General features: G+C 53.6%; 16 protein-coding genes and 1 riboswitch. All 16 genes read left to right on the top strand.

Annotated elements, in window-relative coordinates:
• Window positions 1-336 (top strand): (2Fe-2S)-binding protein, encoded by a 336-nt coding sequence (locus tag NUV48_04825; GenBank protein MCR4441464.1) that lies wholly within the window; start codon window positions 1-3, stop codon window positions 334-336.
• Entirely contained in the window at window positions 323-1,435 is a 1,113-nt protein-coding gene (locus NUV48_04830) for an NAD(P)/FAD-dependent oxidoreductase (protein ID MCR4441465.1), read from the top strand. The genes NUV48_04825 and NUV48_04830 overlap by 14 nt, the downstream gene beginning before the upstream one ends.
• Complete coding sequence (locus NUV48_04835) at window positions 1,419-1,934, top strand: 4Fe-4S binding protein (GenBank protein ID MCR4441466.1); 516 nt, start codon at window positions 1,419-1,421, stop codon at window positions 1,932-1,934. The genes NUV48_04830 and NUV48_04835 overlap by 17 nt, the downstream gene beginning before the upstream one ends.
• 46 nt (window positions 1,935-1,980) lie before the next feature.
• Window positions 1,981-3,006, top strand: coding sequence for an aspartate-semialdehyde dehydrogenase (locus NUV48_04840; protein MCR4441467.1), 1,026 nt, complete (start codon window positions 1,981-1,983; stop codon window positions 3,004-3,006).
• Between the two features lie 81 nt (window positions 3,007-3,087).
• Window positions 3,088-3,268, top strand: a riboswitch (Lysine riboswitch).
• Window positions 3,269-3,508: 240 nt separating this feature from the next.
• A complete protein-coding gene (locus NUV48_04845) occupies window positions 3,509-4,549 on the top strand; it encodes an aspartate-semialdehyde dehydrogenase (protein MCR4441468.1) in 1,041 nt (346 codons plus the stop codon).
• 104 nt (window positions 4,550-4,653) lie between these two features.
• Window positions 4,654-5,805, top strand: a complete 1,152-nt coding sequence (locus tag NUV48_04850) for an aspartate kinase (protein MCR4441469.1) — start codon at window positions 4,654-4,656, stop codon at window positions 5,803-5,805.
• A gap of 169 nt (window positions 5,806-5,974) precedes the next feature.
• On the top strand, window positions 5,975-10,936 hold the full coding sequence (locus NUV48_04855) for an Ig-like domain-containing protein (GenBank protein ID MCR4441470.1): 4,962 nt from the start codon (window positions 5,975-5,977) through the stop codon (window positions 10,934-10,936).
• Window positions 10,933-11,886: an AmmeMemoRadiSam system protein B gene (gene amrB, locus NUV48_04860; GenBank protein ID MCR4441471.1), complete on the top strand. Its 954-nt coding sequence runs from the start codon at window positions 10,933-10,935 to the stop codon at window positions 11,884-11,886. Before NUV48_04855 ends, amrB begins: the two co-directional genes overlap by 4 nt.
• Before the next feature lie 347 nt (window positions 11,887-12,233).
• Entirely contained in the window at window positions 12,234-12,890 is a 657-nt protein-coding gene (locus NUV48_04865) for a GntR family transcriptional regulator (protein ID MCR4441472.1), read from the top strand.
• 274 nt (window positions 12,891-13,164) lie between these two features.
• A complete protein-coding gene (locus NUV48_04870) occupies window positions 13,165-13,782 on the top strand; it encodes a (2Fe-2S)-binding protein (GenBank protein ID MCR4441473.1) in 618 nt (205 codons plus the stop codon).
• Window positions 13,782-15,212 (top strand): hypothetical protein, encoded by a 1,431-nt coding sequence (locus NUV48_04875; protein ID MCR4441474.1) that lies wholly within the window; start codon window positions 13,782-13,784, stop codon window positions 15,210-15,212. The genes NUV48_04870 and NUV48_04875 overlap by 1 nt, the downstream gene beginning before the upstream one ends.
• Window positions 15,205-15,360: a hypothetical protein gene (locus tag NUV48_04880; GenBank protein MCR4441475.1), complete on the top strand. Its 156-nt coding sequence runs from the start codon at window positions 15,205-15,207 to the stop codon at window positions 15,358-15,360. The genes NUV48_04875 and NUV48_04880 overlap by 8 nt, the downstream gene beginning before the upstream one ends.
• 141 nt (window positions 15,361-15,501) lie before the next feature.
• The gene (locus NUV48_04885; GenBank protein ID MCR4441476.1) at window positions 15,502-16,281 is read left to right on the top strand and encodes an enoyl-CoA hydratase-related protein; all 780 of its coding nucleotides are present in this window, start codon (window positions 15,502-15,504) and stop codon (window positions 16,279-16,281) included.
• Window positions 16,282-16,296: 15 nt separating this feature from the next.
• Window positions 16,297-17,328, top strand: coding sequence for a pyruvate carboxyltransferase (locus NUV48_04890; protein ID MCR4441477.1), 1,032 nt, complete (start codon window positions 16,297-16,299; stop codon window positions 17,326-17,328).
• A gap of 14 nt (window positions 17,329-17,342) precedes the next feature.
• A complete protein-coding gene (locus NUV48_04895; GenBank protein ID MCR4441478.1) occupies window positions 17,343-17,546 on the top strand; it encodes a 4Fe-4S binding protein in 204 nt (67 codons plus the stop codon).
• On the top strand, window positions 17,546-18,682 hold the full coding sequence (locus NUV48_04900; GenBank protein ID MCR4441479.1) for a 2-oxoacid:acceptor oxidoreductase subunit alpha: 1,137 nt from the start codon (window positions 17,546-17,548) through the stop codon (window positions 18,680-18,682). Before NUV48_04895 ends, NUV48_04900 begins: the two co-directional genes overlap by 1 nt.
• Window position 18,683 lies beyond the last annotated feature (1 nt).

The following is an 18,683-nucleotide window of genomic DNA, read 5'->3' on the forward strand; positions in this document are numbered from 1 at the left end:
ATGGGACGGGTTGAACATCACATTATCCTTGGGGACGCCCCGGAGCGAAAAAAAGTGACGATCTTTGTCGACGGCGACCCGCTGGAAGCTTACGAAGGAGAAGTGATTGCGGCGGCGCTGTGGGCCCACGGCAAGAAAACACTGCGTTATACAAAAAAGGACAACAGGCCGAGGGGAATATACTGCGGCATCGGGCGCTGCACCGACTGCGTGATGATTGTTGACGGCGTTCCCAATGTGCGCACCTGCGTTACACCGGTGCGCGACGGGATGGTTATTCAAACCCAGAAAGGGTTGGGCCAGTGGAAAGAAGGTGGCGGCAGTGAAAACGACTGAGATAGTGGTTGCCGGCGGCGGGCCGGCAGGGCTGTCGGCGGCGATAGAAGGGGCGCGCCTTGGCGCCAAGGTGCTCGTCATTGATGAGAATTCGCGGCCCGGCGGGCAGCTTTTTAAGCAAATCCATAAGTTTTTCGGTTCCCGTGAGCACCAGGCCGGCGTGCGGGGACTGGACATCGGCCAAAAACTGCTGGAGCAGACGGAAGCGCTGGGCATTGAAGTATGGCTGAACTCCGAGGCTGTCGGCATAGACAAAGATAAAAAGGTCTGGGTTATACAAAACGGTAAAAATTCGCTGGAGGTGAGAGGAGAAAGGATAATCCTTTCCACCGGCGCGGTCGAGAACTCTCTCACCTTTCCGGGATGGACATTGCCCGGGGTGATGGGGGCAGGAGCGGCGCAGACGATGATCAACATCCACCGGGTTAAGCCCGGGAAAAGGATCCTGATGATCGGTTCGGGAAACGTTGGAGTTATTGTTTCTTACCAGCTGATGCAAGCCGGCGCCGAGGTCGTCGCCATCATCGAGGCCGCTCCCCGGCTGGGCGGATATGGAGTCCATACGGCCAAAGTCCGCAGGGCGGGGGTGCCATTTTACACTTCCCATACCGTCAAGCGGGCCCTGGGCAAAGATAAGGTCGAAGGAGCCGAGATAGTGGCCCTTGATGATAAATGGAACCCTGTTCCCGGCACGGAGAAAACGCTTGATGTTGATACCATCTGCGTGGCCACCGGTCTTACGCCTCTTACCGAACTGGCCTGGTTTTTGGGCTGCCGTTTCCATTACATTCCATCGCTGGGCGGGTTTGTGCCTGATCACAACGAGTTTATGGAGACGAACATTCCGGGGATTTATGTCGCCGGGGACATCGCCGGGGTGGAGGAAGCCAGCACGGCAATGGAAGAAGGGCGCCTGGCGGGGATCGGAGCTGCCGCTTCCCTGGGATACCTGGAGCCTGGCGCTTTAAAAGAAGAGGCGCAAAAGGTATGGGACAGGCTGAATTCCTTGAGAAGCGGGCCGTTTGGCGAAGGGCGCCGCAAAGCCAAAGAAGTCATACTGCATCGGGAAGGGGAGATCGTCAATGCCGGGGCATTCTGAGCATGCGGGCGTTAAACTGTCAGGCGCTCCTAACCGTGAAGAACTTAGAAACAGTCCGGGCTATCCCCCGGAGGGACTTTGGGGGAAAGGGCCCCTGGCCTTTATCGAATGCGTGGAAGAAATACCGTGCAATCCTTGCGAGACCTCCTGCCCGCAGGGAGCAATAAAAGTGGGGAAACCCATCACCAACTTGCCGGTGCTTGACGGGAACAAGTGCCTGGGCTGCGGCGCGTGCATCGCGGCCTGCCCCGGTTTGGCCATCTACGTGAAGGATTACACCTTTAGCGAGACGGAAGCGTTGATCACCTTTCCATTTGAGTACTGGCCCCTTCCTGAAAAAGGGCGGCAGGTCGTGCTGGTGGACGAAATGGGTGAACCTGTTTGCCGCGGCGAGGTGTTAAGGGTGGTCGATATTCCTAAAAATAACCGGACGCCGTTGATAACGGTCAAGTATCCAAAGGAATTTTTCGAGGAAGTAAAGTCCATGCAAAGACTGTAAAACAGTTTATACCCAAAGATAAGAAGCAGCGAGGGAGGAAGAAGGTATGAGGAAATACAGGGTAGGTGTGGTCGGAGCCATGGGGGCCGTGGGTACCCAGATGCTGGCCACGCTCGAAAAGTCCAGTTTGCCTGTAGAACAGGTTGTGCCGCTGGATGTTAAAGAGAACGAAGGCAAAACGGTAGTTTTCCGCGGGACGCGGCTGACAGTCAAAACTGCGGAGAAAGGGGCATTTAAAGGCCTTGACGTTGCCCTGTTCTCGGCGGGAGAAAAAGCCAGCGAGGTCCTGTCGCCCATTGCCGTTGAAGAAGGCGCGGTGGTGATCGACAACAGCAACGCCTTTCGCCTGGACCCAGACGTGCCGCTGGTCGTGCCGGAAGTCAATCCCGGCGCCGCCAGGGAACACCGCGGCCTGATTGCCAACCCCAACTGTTCGACTATTCAAATGGTTGTGGCCTTGAAGCCGCTGCATGACAGGTTTAAAATCAAAAGAGTGGTTGTCGCCACGTACCAGGCGGTCTCCGGAACCGGGCTGCCGGCTATTGAGGAGATAAACAGGCAGTTTAGGGAATATGTGGAAGGCAGGGAATTGACTTGCCGGGTGTACCCGTATCCCATCGCCTTCAATGCCCTCCCGCAGATTGATATATTCATGGAAAACGGCTACAGCAAAGAGGAAATGAAAATGTACAACGAAACAAAAAAGATTATGGGAGATAACGACATCCAGGTCACGGCCACGGCGGTCAGGATACCGGTGATTCGCTGCCATTCCGAAGCTGTCAACGTGGAAACGGAAAAACCCCTGCCGGAAATAGAGGAAATAAGGGCGATCCTTTCTTCCGCCCCCGGCGTCAAGGTGTTGGACGACCCGCAGAACAAGGTCTACCCCATGCCCTATTATTGCCGGGACACCGACAAGGTCTTTGTCGGAAGGCTCCGCAAGGACTTTACCATCGCCAACGGCCTTAACATGTGGGTGGTGGCGGACAACCTGCTGAAAGGAGCGGCCCTCAATGCCGTGCAGATAGCCGAGATCCTGGTGAAAAACGACTGGCTAAAGAGGCGGTAAAATCTATTTTTTTGTTGACAAAACAGGTGTTGGCGGCATAAAATAGACTAAAAATCAGATATGCAATTACCTCACTCACTGGAGTGGGGTAGGGGTCGCGAAGGCCAAGAGTATTCCGGGGAGCGTGGTGGCTGTGAACCGGACGAAAGGGGCATTCGCCGAAGTGCGGCGTGCAACCGGTGCGCCGTGCTGGGACTGTATTTAACAAATACAGGACTGTCACCCGGCTTAGCCCAGGGCCGGGTGGAGCACTATCTCACGGAGGGCGAAGAGAGGGGGGTATCTATAGCTTGAAGCAGCTAGGGGTAACGCCTCTGGCTGTATTTTATTTCTCGTGACTACTCATCGATGAGCTGCAAAAAATACTGTTTTTTGTTTGACTTTTTTATTGACTTAACTCCAAAAAGTAGTATAATACGTACTATATAGTCTACCGAACGTAGATAAATGTACACCACACGCAGACAAAATTGTATGCAAATTTACAGAAAGGGTGTTGGCGATGAAACAGTACAGAGTGGCGGTAGTGGGACTGGGCGCTGTGGGAAGAGAGATGATTGCTACCCTCGAAAAGTCTGCGCTGCCTATATGTGAACTCGTACCCCTGGTGAGAAGGAATGAAGGGGAAAAGATCGGTTTCCGGGGTGAAACGTGCGTTTCCAGGCTGGTTCAGAAAGGTTGCTTCAAGGATATAGATTTTGCCCTGTTTTCCGCCGGCGAGCAGGCGAGCCGCGAACTGGCCCCGCTTGCCCTGGATGAAGGGGCGGTGGTCGTCGATAACAGCAACGCCTTTAGGATGGAACCGGACGTCCCCCTGGTTGTGCCGGAAGTCAATCCCCTTGAGGCCAAAAAACACCGCGGCCTGATTGCCAATCCAAACTGTTCGACCATCCAGATGGTTGTGGCGTTGAAACCGCTTCACGACCGCTTCAAGATAAAAAGGGTCGTTGTTTCCACTTACCAGTCCGTTTCCGGAACCGGCCTGCAGGCCATCGACGAGTTGAACGGGCAGGTCCAGGCCTATGTCGCCGGCCGCGAACTGGCTCGCGAGGTGTATCCCCACCAGATCGCCTTCAATGTGCTGCCGCACATCGATGTTTTCATGGAAAACGGCTATACCAAAGAAGAGATGAAGATGCATAACGAGACCAGGAAGATCCTGGGCGACAGCGACATCCGGGTTACGGCCACAACAGTGCGCGTTCCCGTGGTCCGCTGCCATTCGGAAGCGGTCAATATCGAAACGGAAAAGCCGCTGCCGGACGTGGAAGAGATAAGGAATATACTGGCCAATGCGCCGGGGGTCGTTGTTGTCGATGATGTGGCCAACAATCTCTACCCGCTGGCTATTGACTGCCAGTACAGGTACGAAGTTTTCGTGGGCCGCATCCGCAAAGACTACACCGTGGCCAACGGTCTCAACATGTGGATAGTGGCGGACAACCTGCTGAAAGGCGCCGCTCTCAATGCCGTGCAGATTGTGGAGCTCCTGGTTGCCAGGAACTGGGCGGCGGCGGGACGCCAAAAGATGTTAGCCGTGTAAAGTTCAAAAGTTCCCGCTCCGAAGTGCTGTTCATTTTCCCCGATCATTGATAAAATATCTTTATATGCATAATGTATTAAGGAATTATAGAAAGGAGCGGGAAAATGCCCATACTGGTGCAAAAGTTTGGCGGCACTTCAGTGAATACACCGCAAAAGCGTGATCAGGTCCTGGAAAAGGTTACTGCGGCGAAGGATAAAGGCTACGATGTGGTGGTGGTCGTTTCCGCCATGGGCAGGAAAGGAGAGCCGTACGCCACCGATACTTTTCTGGGCTTGCTGGAAGAAGTGGGACCTGGTTCGAGTCCAAGGACGAAAGACCTGCTGGCTTCATGCGGCGAGATAATTTCCACCTGTCTTGTCGCTCACGCCCTTGAACAAAAGGGATACAAGGCCTGTCCCCTGACAGGGTTCCAGGCCGGGATCGGCACAAATGACAGTTTTACCAATGCTGAAATCATGAAAGTTAACGCCGGGAGGATACATAAAGAGCTGTCCGGCGGGAAAATAGCGGTTGTCGCAGGGTTCCAAGGCATTACGGAAGACGGCGATATAACCACCCTGGGCAGGGGCGGCAGCGACACGACGGCGCTCGCTTTGGGCGGCGCCCTGGGAGCGGAAATGGTGGAAATCTATACCGATGTGCCGGGGATTGCGTTTACCGACCCGCGCTTGCTTCCGGAAGCCCCCTACCTTAAGAGCATAGATTTTTACCCCATGCATATCCTGGCCCGTGCCGGGGCTAAAGTGATCCATCCCCGCGCGGTCAAGGCGGCCATTAATTTCAAGATGCCTTTTTTGGTGAAATCGACTTTCACCGACGAACCGGGTACCCTGATCGGCCAGAAAGGAGAGAATTTTGGCGGGCTGTACGGGATAGCCCTGACTAAAAATGTCCTCATCGTGACCGTAAAAGGAGAAGATGAAAGAAGAACCTGGCAGGAAAAAGCCGTCGACGACCTGTTTTACAGGGGCGAATCCGGCGGGACCGTACTGGCCGTACCGTCCGGGGAAGTCATACCGGAAGGCTGCACGGTCTCCGGAGATTGCGACCTTATTACGGTGGTCTGGGAACCAGGAAGCGGCGTGACGGCAGAGGTTGTTGGGGCGGTGTTAGGCGATGCCAGGATTGAGACCGCCGGGTTCTTCCACTTGCCTTCCGGCGGGGCCTGGGCTGTGCAGGCCGGCCGGTCGCAGGAAGCCGTGCGCGCCATTTTTGCCTTTGCCGGCCAAAAACGGGCGAAAGAGGCAATTTAAGGGCGATATAATGGCCGCAAGAATCTCGTGAATATTTAAAACCGCTGTGCTATAATCAGTTCAGCGGTTTTGTCTTTTATTTGTTTAAAAAGCGTGCGGCCATGTCAGTATGTGTTTTGCGGCGCTTTGCCGCAAAAGCGCATATACGGGTGGTAGGGGAGGAGTTGCGATGGAAGGGAAACAGGAAAAGAGGGTTGGCTTATTGGGCGGCGGAAGGACGCCGGGAAAGAAAACGATGAACAGGTTGCTGGTCGTGGCCAGTCTTGCCCTTGTTGTTTTCATGTTTGCCGCCGTTTTTTGGGGAATGGACAGGGTGGGTCTTTTCCTGAATAAGCCTGTTGCTGCTGCCGAGGTAAGCATCCGGGCTCTCCAGGAGGATAAAACGGGGGTGGACACGGGCACCGCTTTTCTCCTGACCAGCCGGCAGCCCTTGGATGAAAAAACGGTGCGCGGCACCTTGAGAATCAAGCCCGCGTTTTCCTACAGCTTGGAAAAACAGGCGGGCGGGAAGGAATACCGGATTATTCCCAGCCAAAAGCTGGCGGCCAATACTGTCTACCGGTTTTCTTTCGATACCAGCGGCAAAGGCAGGGAGAGCTTGAGCTGGGCCTTCCAAACCAAGGGCAAGTTCCGCGTCGCGGGCTCCCTGCCCCGGGAGCGAACGACCCACGTGCCGCTTGATACCGGGATTGAAGTGACCTTCTCCCATGAAAATTACGACTTCTCCAAAATAAAGGATTATTTTTGTATTTCTCCCCAGGTAGAAGGTCGCTTCGAGCAGCACAAAAAAACACTGGTTTTTGTGCCCGACAAGCTCCAGCCGTCCACCCTATACACGGTGACGGTGAAAAAAGGGCTTCCCATCAAGGGAAGCGAGGGAATCCTGGAGGAGGATTACACCTTTGGCTTCGAAACCGCTTCCGGCCAGGAATCCACAAAAGCTTTCGCTTTCGAGATGGATACCGGCCTTTGTGAGTTTGCCGTGGGAGAAGCGCCGGTTTTTTACACTTATTTTTCTTCCGGGTACTACCTGAAAACGAAAACGCAGGATAAACCCGTAATTCCTCCCCTCGAGATCAGCGTGTACAGGTATCCCGACCACCAGGCTTTTATCCGGGCCCTGGAGGACAGGGATAAAATCCCCGAATGGTCCTACCAGGTTTTAAGGAACTACCGGGCGGATTTGAGCGGTTTAATGCAGGCGGCGCGTTATCAGACAGAATTTTTAAGCGTCAATAATTACAATCATTATGTGGCTTTCCCGGAAAGCCTGCCCCCCGGTTACTATGTCGCCGAGCTGAAGTCCGGCGAATGCGCGCGCCAGGTCTGGTTCCAGGTAAGCGACCTCGCCACGTATTCGGCTCTTGGAGAGGAAAAGACCTTGCTCTGGGTGAACGACCTGCAGGAGAAAAAACCGGCTGCCGGGGCCAAGGTCGAAGTGGCCGGGGCAAGCAGCACCGCTTTCACCGACGAGGGGGGAGCGGCTGTAATCAACCGGGGATTTGCCGGCGCAGCCGGAACCGGCGGCTGCGTTTACGCCTGGGTGAGCACAGGCAGCCGCGAGGTCGTCGTTCCCTTGAAAGCCGGCTGGCCGTTCTATTCGTTCGAGGATTATTCCGGCGCCCGGGATTACTGGAAATACCTCTACCTGGAACGTGAACTGTTTAAACCTGGCGACGAACTGCATTTTTGGGGCGTGCTGGCCTCCCGGACCAGTGGAACGCGTGAGCCGGAAGAAGTCCTTGTTGAATTGAGAGGCACCGACGGTCCGCTTTATGAAGGGGCGGAGGAAAGCCCCATAATGAGGATTAAAGTCCCTTTGAAGGACAAGACCTATGAAGGAAGCATCCGGCTGCCGGTCCTCAAGCCGGGCTACTACTACCTCCAGGTTAAGCTTGGAGAAACGAACATCCTCTCGCGCGGCTTTTCCGTGGAAACCTATGAAAAACCGGCCTACCGGCTGGAGGTCAAGCCGGAGAAGAGGGCTATTTTCACCGGGGAAGGAATGAATTTCCAGGTACAGGCCACCTTTTTCGAAGGGACTCCGGTTCCCGGCCTAAGCTTAAACTACCGGATCGGAGGCAAAAACGGCACAGTAACGACGAAAGACAGGGGAACGGCCCGCATCCCTTACCTCGGGCAGGTAGAGAGAGAACAATACGCTCCCCATGACTGCCAGTTTATAGGTGTAAGCGCGAACCTGCCCGAGGCGGGCGAGATTTCCGCCTCCGACAGCATCTATGTCTTCAGGAGCAGGGTCTACCTTGACGGGGAGGTGTCCCGCCAGGGCGACCGGTTTTCAGTGAACGTCACGCTTTCCAGCGTTGATTTGAGCAAGATCAATGCCGGCGAGTATCCCGCGGAAGAGAACTTCCTGGCCGGGCCGGCAGGCAGCGTGCTTGTCAGGGGAAGCGTTTACCAGGATGTCTGGACGAAAGTCGAAACAGGCGAATACTATGACTTCATCAGCAAGAAAGTCGTTAAAGCTTATGACTACAAGTACTCGACCAGGCATATTTCCGATTTCAGCCTGGTCACGGATGACAGCGGGAAAGGCAGCTACAGCGGGAAGCTGGACCGGACCAATTCGTACCACCTGGAGCTGACGGCAGAAGACGATGAGGGCCGCCTGTTCAAGAAGAGGCTGCAGGTTCCCGGAGCCGGCCGGCCCGAAGCATACGACTACAAGCGGTATTACCTGGCTTTGCCGGGGCGGGAAAAAGGGTTTGAGCAGGGCGACGAAGTGCGGCTTACTTTCATGGAAAATGAAAAGGAGCTGCTGCTCAGGGAAAAAGGATTCATCTATTTCCGCGGCCAAAAAAACATTGACTCCTACGAGGTGACGGGGAATCCCTGGTACAGCTTTACCTTTGCCGCAGAGTATATACCGAATGTCAACGTATACGGCGTATACTTTGACGGGGTCTCTTTCCGGGAAACCGAGGCATGTCTTGTCCCGTTTGCCAGGGAAAACAGGACCCTCCGGGTTAGAATTGAAACAGACAAGGAAGAGTACCGCCCCGGGGAAAAAGTGGGCCTTAACGTGGTGGTGACCGACAGGGAGAACAGGCCCGTCCGGGCCGCCGTCAACATCAACCTGGTTGATGAGGCCCTCTACAGCCTGCGCGACCAGAGTGTCAACCTGCTGGATTCTCTTTACACCGACTATATCCATACTGTCCTTTATACCCGAAAATCCCACTGCCGTCCAGGTTCTGGCGGGGGAGCGGAAAGTGGGGGCGAAGGAGAAGGGGTGCGCAAGGACTTCCGCGATACGGTGCTGTTTGTTACGCTGCACACGGACGATGAAGGGAAAGCCGGCACCGAATTCAGGCTGCCCGACAATCTCACCTCCTGGCGGATAACCTCTCATGCCGTGACTTCCGACCTCCTGGCGGGAAGCGGCGCCGCCCGGCTGCCCGTGCGCCTGCCCTACTTTGTGGACCTGGTGGCAAACGACACTTACCTCGAAGAGGATGCGCCCGTGGTGGTAGTGCGTTCATACGGTGACAAACTGGCTGCCGGGGCTCCGGTTTCCTACCGGATGAAGCTGGTTACGCCGGAAGGAAAGGAGTTAATCTCTGCTGGAGAAGGAACATCCTTTACTCCTTTCGATTGGGTTCTGCCGCCGCTGCAGGAAGGCAGCTACAGCCTTACTGTGGAAGGGAATTGCGGGGATTACAGCGACCGGCTGAGCAAACAGTTTAAGGCTGTCAAAACCCTTCTTGAAAGGTCAGTCACCCGGCAGGCGCAGCTGGCGGACGGCTATGTTCCGGAAGGACTGAAAGATCAAAAAGAACCGGCAACTCTTGTTTTCAGCGATTATGAGAAAAGCCAGTACCTAAGGGGCATCTGCCAGCTGGCCTGGCAGGACGGGAGCCGCTTTGAGCAGCAGCTGGCGGCGATGGAAGCGCGCCGCCTTCTGGAACAGTACTTCCCGGAGGAAAAAGACTGTTTTGTACACGGAAATACTGAACCCGGCTCACTGCTGCGCTTCCAGCAGCAGGACGGGGGCATTTCCATACTTCCTTACGCGGAAAGCGATCTTTATCTCACGGCCTTGGCGGCTTCCTGCTCGAGCCTGTACCTGGACGGCAGGGCGATGGCCGGCTATTTTTACAGGGTGCTGGAAGACGAAGAAAAAGAGCGCGACAGGAGCGCGGCGCTGTGGGGATTAGGCGCGTTAAACGAGCCCGTCCTGCTGCAGGTCAACGAGATGTTGAAAGAGAATGGTTTGTCGGCAGAGGAAAAAATCAACCTGGCCTTGGCCAGCCTTGATTTGGGCAACGGTCCGGTCGGGAAGCAAACTTTTGAAGAACTGCTCAAAGAATACGGCGAAGATCTTGGTTCCACCATGCGGATAAACGTGGGCCGGGACCAGGACGAGATTATCCAGGCCACCACCCGGATGTCCCTTCTGGCCGCAAGGCTGGACCATCCCCAGAAGAACAAGCTCTACCAGTACCTGCTGGAGAACCAGGGCCGGGACAGGCTAAACCTGGTCGAACAGGCCTTGATCCTTAAGTACAACCTGCAGTATATGGAACCCGATCCGGTCAGCTTCACTTGCGAGTACAGGGGCGAAAGCTTCACCAGGTCTTTAAAAGGCCAGGAAACGTTCAGGCTTACGGTTCTGCCGGGCGAAGCGGACACTCTCAAGTTCAGCGGGGTGCAGGGGAAAGCGGGCGTGGTTGTCACCTTCACGGTTCCCTGCGAGGCGAAAGAAATTGAAGGGCAGGACGGTTTGACCATAAAACGCAGCTACAGGGTCAATAACCAAGAGGTTGATGCCCTGGGACGCTCCGACCTGGTTGAGGTTGTCATCAATTACGACATCGGGGAAAAGGCGCCGGCGGGAACGTACGAGATAGTCGATGTGCTGCCGGCCGGCCTGCGCTACGTTTCCCGGCCTTATGTGCGGAATGAGAAGACCAGCAAGGACCTTGCCTTTCCCACGGCGGTCAAGGGTCAGAAGCTTACTTTTGCCGTGTCCAAAGGCAGCGGCAAGCTGGTATACTACGCCAGGGTGGTTTCGCCGGGAGAATACAAGGCCGAGCCACCGCTTTTAAGCAATGCCAGGAGCGATAAAATATGCGCAGCGGGCGGCGGGGGCAGGGTCGTCATCAAATGAGAAAACGGCTGTCAATCCTGGGGCTAATAGTTCTCCTGCTGGCGGTTTCCGGCTGCCCGGCAGGGAAGCCGGTTGAGCGAAAAGCGGTTCCCAACCCTGCTCATAAAAACATATTCGTAACGGGGGAAGAACTGGCGCGCTGTCTTTCCCGGCAGGAGCCGGAAGGAGCCGTGGAAATAAAAGGGGCCGCCAGGGGCGGTGTGGTGCCGCACCACCTGCTGGCCGGCCGCCTGACGGCAAGATTTATGGAAGCCTTGGCTTTGCAGCATCCCGGAGTGGTAATCGTGGCCGGACCCAACCACCGGAACCTGGGGGCCAGGGTGATCACCGGGTTCTATGACTGGGAGACGCCGGAAGGGATTGTGAGAACAGATTCCCGGGTTGTTAAAACCTTACTGGAAAAAGGCGCGGCCGTGCGGGACGAAGGCACCCTTTCCGGGGAACATTCGGTGGGATCTGTTATCCCCTTTATTGGGCATTACCTTCCTGAAGCCCGCGTTGTTCCTCTCATCCTCCACCGTGACGTATCCTTGAAAGAGATCGACTTTCTCCTAGCAGCTGTTCAACCTTACCTGGACGAAGGGGCCGTCCTGGTTGCCTCGGTAGACTTTTCCCACTACCTGACCAGGCAGGCGGCAGAGTATAAGGATGAGATCACCTTAAAAGCGATGCGGGACTTCGATTACAACAAGCTTTACAGCATGGGCAACGACCACCTCGACTCTCCGGCTTGTTTAGCCTTGGTCCTGCGTGATGCCGAGAAAAGAGGGAACAGGCAGTTTCAAATACTGGACCACACCAATTCCGGTATTCTTTTGAAAAACGACCTCATTCCAACGACCAGCTACTTCACGCTGTTATTTTCAGAAGATAAAAAGACCTCATCCAAAAGGTCTTCAAGTGAGTTCTTAATTAACCATAAGATAAAGTTGATATTGTCAGGGAAATAATTTTGGGACATATGTTTTATTCGATACCATTGAAATAGATATTATAATAAAAAACCGTCAAAAAATCGTATCAGGTATACTTGTATTAACATTTTTTGTATCCATTGGTCTTCCGTTTATTAATACAGTAAAAATTACTCCTGGAAATAGTGCCTTTTAATGTTTTTACAAGACAATTGGAAAGATATAATTCTTGAATGCTGCAAAATAAAGGAAAAAAGCGTTTCAGGTCTTGACTATAATAATCAACTAGTATATTTTGTTTTATAGAATAATATACCACAGGAGGGTCGTATTTAATTCATAATGGCACAATATTAATTAATTAATGAAAGAAAGGAATGAACATGACGAATCCTGTGAGCAAATCGGAACTTGTTTACAAGTATCTTAAAGAAAAAATTTTAGCGAACGAACTAAAACCGGGGGAGTACATCAACCTGCAAAAAGTGGGAGAAGAACTGGGCATCAGCAAAATCCCGATACGGGAAGGGATAAAACGCCTTGAGTCGATCGGGCTGGTCGAAACAACTCCCAATGTCGGCGTGCGGGTAAAAAAACTTGATCTGAATGAACTGGAACAACTGATGCTTATCAGGCGGGAACTGGAAACGCTGGCAACAAGGATGGCTGCTGAAAAAATCGACCGAAAGACCATCAAAAAGCTTTATACCTTAATAGACAAAATGGAAGCCGAGAGGCAGGCGGGTAATGTCAACCAGTACGGTATTATCAACAAGGAATTTCATTTGACCATTTACCGGAGCAGCCAGGCCGAACTGATTTATAATATGATTGAAGATTTGTGGGACAGGAGTGAGCGGACCAGGTGGGTGTTCTCCATGTTTCCGGAAAGGCTGAAATTGTCCAATAGGGAACACGTCGAACTGGTAAAGCTGCTTGAAGAGCATGACGGCAGAGCGGCTGACATCATCTACAAGCAGAAAACGGAAGGATTTTTAAACGTGATCAGGGTATTGAAAGAATTGGAAATCGACAGGTGACCAGGGAAAGAGAGACTAAAGGGGCCATATGCCCTTTTTTTGTTTGCCGGAAAATCAACAAATGTGCGGTATACCAGCATCGCTTTTGGGCAGATTTATTGTATGAGCATATTTAGGCGTATTTGCAATTTGCATGATGTCTAATGAGTACTTTTGGCTTGACTGAAAAGATATTCTCTAATATATTATAAGTAGCTAATAATATACCGCAATAAAACAAATGGTATACCAATTATGAAATGCTAATATATAGACACTGCGAGGGGGTTAAAAAGTGAGGGCTGTTACCAAGACCGCAGTCGTGGACGGAAAGAAATGCACAGGGTGTGAAACCTGCGCTCGTATTTGCCCGGTTGTTGCTATTTCCGTGGTTAATGTAGAAGGACACAGGGTGGCCAAAATCGAGCAGGATGAGTGCCAGGCCTGCGGCATATGCGCAACCCGCTGCCCGCAGCACGCGATCTGCCTGGAAGAGCGGTGTTCACCCCTAGAGGTCGGCATGGATGCCGGCAAGATCTCCGGCGGGGAAGAGATTGCCGCCATTTGTCATAAGGCTCACATGTACCCCGACCAGGTGGTCTGTTTTTGTCACCGCATCCAGGCCAAGGAAATAGCGGCAGCGATTTTATCCGGAGCAGATACGCCGGAAAAGGTGGCCAAGATGACCGGGGCCCGGACAGGCTGCGGCGTCTTGTGCATAACGGGTGTTATCAGGCTGCTTCAAGCCGCGGGCATAGAATTAAGACAGGCGCCGGGGTACCAGTGGTACGGCAAAATGGCTACCATCTGGGAGATCCCGGAGAAGGTCATGCAAAAATACGGCAAACAGTATTACCTGGCTGAAGATCAAGAAAAAATGAACGAACTCTTTCCGGGGGGTGAAAGCGAATAATGGGCGCCGCGACGTTAACTCCTGCCAGGCCGAGGGTTTCTACATACAATATGGCTCCGGACTTGCTGGGTGAACGAGCCTGTTCATTGCCGGGGATGGTCGGGGTAAGAATACACGAATTGTTTCCGGATGCCGACAAACCCATCCCGGTAGGGAGCCCCGAGCAAACCAGGGAAACCATCCGGAAACTGACCGTTAAAGCGCTGGAAAAGGTCGATTTGAGCAAAATACAGCCGGGGGATTCGGTCAACATCCTCACTTCGCACCACGGGTTCAGCATTTACGGGGGAGAGGCGTACGCCGAGATGGTCAGGACCATCAGGGACGAGGTGGAAAGACGGTGCCGGACCGGCAATATTTACCTCCGGGCCGGCGTGGGTCTGCGCTTTCGTGAGACTGAGGAATACATCCAGAAGTTCGAGCTTGACAAGTATTTTAACGGGAAAGCTTCCGGCATAGCGCCGGTTGACAGGGGCGTACCCATTGAAACCGAGCTGGGGACCTTGTACGGCATCGCCCAGGCTTACTCCGCCAAGTGGATCATTCACGCCCACAACAATGACGTGCGGGAGCTTCATTACCACCGGCAGTTGGGAAGACTGTTCAAGCCTTTTGCCATGTCCTACGCCACTATCGAGACGCGTTCCTCCTTCCACCAGAGCATGGGGCCCCGGGCCGCAAATCTGATTGCCCGCGCCATATACGAATCCCCCTTTGTGCAGGAGAAGTTCGTCTGCGCCGTGATGCTCCAGGTTGGACCGGCAGGGATAATGGGTGTTGATGCGGATAACGACCTGGTGGAACAGGATAAACTTTTCAGCCGTCTGAACCTTTCCTGGTACGGCAAGATAATTACCCTCCTCGGCCGCATTGAGGATGTCATCTTGATCATCGATTATCCCGGGCCGATTCCGTACACGACTGCCGGCGGCATACTCTTCGGCAATTTCTTAAACGCCAACGTGGACGAATTTGATCTGGACATTCCCTTCACTCCCTTTACCCGTTACACCGACATGTTGTACCCGGGGCCCACTCCCTTGCGCCAGGGTGTTTTGCCCCCGCCCAACCCCGCCATAAAGGCTTTGATCATTAACTATTGCTCAAAGGGGTATCCGGGGACTTTCTTTGCGCAGCAGCTGCCCACCCTGGTGGTGGGTCCACAGGCCGACGTGTTCAGGGGCTGCGAGCAGAACACCCTGTTTATGGATTTTGCCGTTGAGGTAGAAAACCTGCGCAAAGCGGTGGAATTCGCGCGAAAATTCGCCAAGACGGACAATATATTGGTGTTTGACGGGGCCGTGGGCGGGTTTAACGTCAGTGAAGCACTGGCCGGTTATATGCATAAACTGGCCCCGATAATAGCGGAGGAGGTGGACGGGAGATTAATGCCGAGGTGGCTGAGGCAGCGCGGGATAATGAATGATTAAATTAATTATTGAGAGATTAATGGGGGCAGATAAACTTGAAAAACAAGTGGTTAAAGCAAGTAGTGGGCTTATTGGTGCTTATGGTTTTTGTTCTTACTTTTCTTTAACCGGTTGCAGACAGAATGCCCAAGATAAGCAGCAGAGCTAGGGAACCGGCAATCAAACTCCCGCTGGACAACTAAGCTGAAATGTTCCTAATTGTAAAAGCGAGTTCGACTTTAAATTGTTGAATGCAAATTCGAAAGATGACAAACAGCTTTGAAAAGAAATCAGGCCAGGTGGTTTTGGCATGGGTTACGAGAATATCATTGTGGTCAAAGGTCCTTCGGCGGTGATCTCTTTGAACCGTCCCCGGCAGATGAACGCGCTGGACAAAAAGACGCTGCAAGAGTTGAAGGCTGCTGTTGAAGAACTGGAACAGGACAGGAGCGTGGTCGCCGTTCTTCTCACCGCCGAAGGCGACCGCGCCTTTTGCGCCGGGGCGGATTTGAAAGAGAGAAGTTCACTTTCTGTGCCGGAAACAAAAGAGGTTAGAAGGCTTTTGGTTGACTGTTTCTCCAAAATATCCAGGTTCACCAAGCCGGCGGTGGCGGCGGTCAATGGCCCGGCCCTGGGGGGCGGTTTTGAACTGGCCATGTGCTGCGATTTCATTATCGCTTCGGAGAATGCCGTTTTCGGACTGCCTGAAGTCGGGCTGGCGATTATTCCCGGCGGTGGGGGGACCGTTAACCTGCCCCGGATGGTCGGCATCAACAAGGCCAAAGAGCTTATCTTTACCGGCAGGCGCATAGACGCGCGGGAGGCTTACGAAATTGGGCTCGTCAGCCGCATTTTCCCGGCGGAGGGGTTTTATGAAAAATCGCTGGAGTTCATGGAGGAGATAGCCAAAAACGGCCCGGTCGCTTTGCAGCAGGCCAAAAAATCGGTAAACCTGGGGTCGGCGTTGGATATCAATACGGCATTTGAACTCGAGGCCGAATGCTACAATACGTGCCTGAACACAGAGGACCGCAAAGAGGGCTTGAAAGCGTTTATGGAAAAGCGCAGGCCTGTTTATATGGGATATTGATGGGAGTGAGAGGGAATGGGCGCTTTAAATATACCCCAAAAAGTCGTCTTGGGAGATATCACGGTTCGCGACGGTTTTCAACATGAAGAAAAAACTATTCCCACGAACGCCAAGTTATGGTGCCTGGAAGAATTAATACTGGCTGGTTTTAAGCGCCTTGAAGTGACCAACCTTGGGAACCCGAAAGGCATGCCGCAGTTTGCCGATGCCGACGAACTGTTCAGGCTGGTGCGGACCAGCGAGCGGGTAAAAGAATTACTGCCGGAAGTCGAACTCACTGCGGTCACTATAAGGGAAAAAGCGGTGGAGAGGGCTGTCGAACTGAAGAAAAGGGGCTATGGCCCGGACCGTATCTTGCAAATGGTTTCCACCTCGCGGTCCCACATGATCAAGAACTCGGGGCTTGATCATAAAGAATACTGGAAAATGACAGAAGAATGCATCAAAAAGGCGCATGACGCGGGGATAAAGATAAATGGCACCATCAGCACGATCTGGGGCTGCCCGATAGAAGGGCCGACGGAGTTAGATAAAGCCATCGAGTTTACCAGGCGTTACCTTGAACTGGGGGCGGACGATATTGAACACGCCGACCATGACGGTTCAGCCACACCGGACAGGGTATATGAATATTTTAGCAGGGTGCTGGATGCTGTTCCCGATCCTAAACTTCATATAGCTCATTTTCATGTCACCAGGGGCTGGGGATTGGCCAACGTATTGGCCGCGCTGCAGGCCGGCATAACTCATTTTGAAAGCACGCTGGGCGGGATAGGCGGGCAGCCTGCCAATTTCGTTGACGGCTGCCCGGTGGCCGGAACGGGCGAGTATTACTACCAGGATCCCAATATTGTCGGCCTGGTGTCGACGGAAGACATGGTGGTAATGATGGACGAGATGAATATTGAAACGGGGCTTGATGTGGACAGGGTCCTGAAAATAGGACGGATGGTGGAAAAAATTGTGGGGCGGCCCTTGAGAAGCGAATGCATCCGTACGGGGAGAATCACCAGGAAGGCAACCGGCGGGAACCAGAAACAATTATAGGAGGAGACGGCTTCGTGTCTACGAAAAAGTACCGGGTTGTAGTGGAAGAGCGCTTTTGCAAAGGGTGCGGGATATGCGTCAAGTTTTGTCCTGCCGGCATCCTGGAGTTGACGGCAACCGGACAGCTCAAAGTTGTGAATGAGGACAGGTGCTTGGGTTGTAAGACCTGTGAGATAAGATGCCCGGATTTTGCAGTAATTGTGGAGGCGATGGACTGATGAACAAGGGAAAACAAGTCCGGTTCATGCAGGGAAACGAGGCTGTGGTCGAAGCGGGCATAACTGCCGGGGTCCGTTTCTTTGCCGGTTATCCCATTACGCCGGCAAGCGAAATCGCCGAGTTGATGTCCATCAGGATGCCCCAGGTGGGCGGCACGTATGTGCAGATGGAAGACGAACTAGCCAGCATGGCCGCCGTTATAGGAGCTTCGATGGGAAGCGTTAAGGCCATGACCGCGACGAGCGGTCCCGGGTTTTCATTGATGCAGGAAAACCTGGGTTACGCTTCCATGGTGGAGATACCTTGTGTCATTGTGAACGTGATGAGGGTGGGGCCGGCTTCCGGCATGCCGACTCATCCCTCGCAGGGCGATGTCATGCAGTCCAGGTGGGGTACTCACGGGGACCACCCGGTCGTGGTTTTGAGTCCGTCAAACGTGAAAGAGGCTTTTGATCTGACTATTGAAGCGGTCAACATTTCAGAAATGGTGAGGGTGCCCGTCGTCCTACTCTCGGACGCCATTGTCGGTCACATCCGGGAGAGGGTCGAACTGCCCGATCCCGCTTCGGTTAAGCTGATCGAAAGAAAAAGAACCAGCCTTCCTCCTAGTGAATACAAGCCTTTTGCGGCCGGGGATGACTGTGCGCCGGAATTTGCGGACAGGGGCAACGGTTACAGGTACCACATGTGCAGCAATGTTCACAACGAGTGGGGTTTCCCGGCGGATTCCGGCCATGAAATCGCCGACAGGCTGATGCGGAGGCTGCATAAAAAGATTGAGGTGTTCCAGGACAGGGTGACCTACTATAAAACATTTGAGGTTGAGGACGCCGAGTATATGGTAGTGGCCTATGGCTGCGTGGCCCGCTCGGCCAAGGATGCCGTAAAAGCGCTTCGTTCGGAAGGCATTAAAGCGGGGCTTTTACAGCTGCAAACAATCTGGCCGTTTCCCGCCGGCATTGTCCGGAAGTTCTGTGCTGGCGCCAAAAAAATCATTGTTCCCGAAATGAACATGGGCCAATTGATCAACGAGGTCCGCCTTGCTTCAGGCCGGGACGCAGCGGGTGTCAACAGGGCGGACGGCATTGCCGTTTCACCCAAGCAAATCATTGAAAAAGTGAAGGCGGTGAAATGAA

This window comes from Peptococcaceae bacterium (genome assembly GCA_024655825.1).
Lineage (GTDB): Bacteria > Bacillota > Peptococcia > DRI-13 > PHAD01 > JANLFJ01.

What these genes read in the sequence shown, in the direction of transcription:
- NUV48_04825 (MCR4441464.1), top strand. Translation starts at nt 1, where the DNA reads ATGGGACGGGTTGAACATCACATTATCCTTGGGGACGCCCCGGAGCGA.
- NUV48_04835 (MCR4441466.1), top strand. Translation starts at nt 1,419, where the DNA reads ATGCCGGGGCATTCTGAGCATGCGGGCGTTAAACTGTCAGGCGCTCCT.
- NUV48_04840 (MCR4441467.1), top strand. Translation starts at nt 1,981, where the DNA reads ATGAGGAAATACAGGGTAGGTGTGGTCGGAGCCATGGGGGCCGTGGGT.
- NUV48_04845 (MCR4441468.1), top strand. Translation starts at nt 3,509, where the DNA reads ATGAAACAGTACAGAGTGGCGGTAGTGGGACTGGGCGCTGTGGGAAGA.
- NUV48_04850 (MCR4441469.1), top strand. Translation starts at nt 4,654, where the DNA reads ATGCCCATACTGGTGCAAAAGTTTGGCGGCACTTCAGTGAATACACCG.
- NUV48_04855 (MCR4441470.1), top strand. Translation starts at nt 5,975, where the DNA reads ATGGAAGGGAAACAGGAAAAGAGGGTTGGCTTATTGGGCGGCGGAAGG.
- amrB (MCR4441471.1), top strand. Translation starts at nt 10,933, where the DNA reads ATGAGAAAACGGCTGTCAATCCTGGGGCTAATAGTTCTCCTGCTGGCG.
- NUV48_04865 (MCR4441472.1), top strand. Translation starts at nt 12,234, where the DNA reads ATGACGAATCCTGTGAGCAAATCGGAACTTGTTTACAAGTATCTTAAA.
- NUV48_04875 (MCR4441474.1), top strand. Translation starts at nt 13,782, where the DNA reads ATGGGCGCCGCGACGTTAACTCCTGCCAGGCCGAGGGTTTCTACATAC.
- NUV48_04880 (MCR4441475.1), top strand. Translation starts at nt 15,205, where the DNA reads ATGATTAAATTAATTATTGAGAGATTAATGGGGGCAGATAAACTTGAA.
- NUV48_04885 (MCR4441476.1), top strand. Translation starts at nt 15,502, where the DNA reads ATGGGTTACGAGAATATCATTGTGGTCAAAGGTCCTTCGGCGGTGATC.
- NUV48_04890 (MCR4441477.1), top strand. Translation starts at nt 16,297, where the DNA reads ATGGGCGCTTTAAATATACCCCAAAAAGTCGTCTTGGGAGATATCACG.
- NUV48_04900 (MCR4441479.1), top strand. Translation starts at nt 17,546, where the DNA reads ATGAACAAGGGAAAACAAGTCCGGTTCATGCAGGGAAACGAGGCTGTG.